This is a genomic window from Tissierella sp. P1 (assembly GCF_002266425.1).
GTDB classification, from domain to species: domain Bacteria; phylum Bacillota; class Clostridia; order Tissierellales; family Tissierellaceae; genus Tissierella; species Tissierella carlieri.
The window spans coordinates 1-887 of the sequence record NZ_NPMN01000085.1 but is presented as its reverse complement, the minus strand read 5'-3'; the positions used below and the strand labels follow the sequence as shown (position 1 = coordinate 887).

Annotated in this window: 2 pseudogenes; both read right to left on the bottom strand. The window is 34.7% G+C overall.

Annotation, left to right across the window (positions count from 1 at the left end):
* Positions 1 to 325 (bottom strand): annotated as a pseudogene (locus tag CIW83_RS24100) (glutamate formimidoyltransferase); the annotation flags it as partial.
* Positions 326 to 435: 110 nt separating this feature from the next.
* Positions 436 to 887 (bottom strand): annotated as a pseudogene (locus CIW83_RS24095) (glutamate formimidoyltransferase); the annotation flags it as partial.

The following is an 887-nucleotide window of genomic DNA, read 5'->3' as shown; positions in this document are numbered from 1 at the left end:
TCAAGCCTTGTAGCCCTAAATAATGATTTAAGTTATTTAATAAATACTCTAATTTAACTGGTCCTACTAGTTCTGATCCTGTTACTGCTACACCATATTTTTGTGCTTCTAATTTTACTAGTTCAAATGTTCTATATAATGGTGTTTGAGCACAGTCAAACATATTCATGGATACTACTACTCCGTCTCTTTCCGGGAATTTGATTCCTACGGCTCTAACTGTTGAATATCCGCCACTTGGTCCTCTTACTGCCTTTGCTATTTGTTTGGCTATATTTACATCTTCTGTTCCCAAGAAAACGTTATATGCTGTTAGTCCTTCCATATCTGCTGATACTATGGTTGCTCCATATTGTGGACTTAATTTACCATCTACTGATAAATCTGGACGTCTTGCTTCGTGGTCTGGATGGTTTTCATCATCTAATAATGCTTTCAGTCCTTCATATTGTCCTTTTCTAATAAGGAAATACTCTTTTTATCTTCTGTTCTAGCATTTGCTCCTGCAAAGTATATAGGAACTTGATATTTATCAAATAATTCTTTTCCTATTTCTTCTGCTAATTCTTTAGTTTCTTCTAAGGTAATATTCATAAATGGGAATAGAGGTATTGTATCTTGACCACCTATTCTTGGATGAGAGCCCTTTTGTTCTCTCATATCAATAAGCTCATAGGACTTTCCAGCCATTTCAATTAATGCTTCTTTTAATGGTTTTGGTTCACCTAATATAGTCACTACTGTTCTATTGAAATCATGTTCTGGTTCTACACTTACTAATGTAACTCCTTCACGATTCTTCAATACTCCAGTAATGGCTTCGATTACATCTTCTCTTCTACCATCACTAAAGTTTGGTACTGCTAAGATATACTTTGTACCTTCCA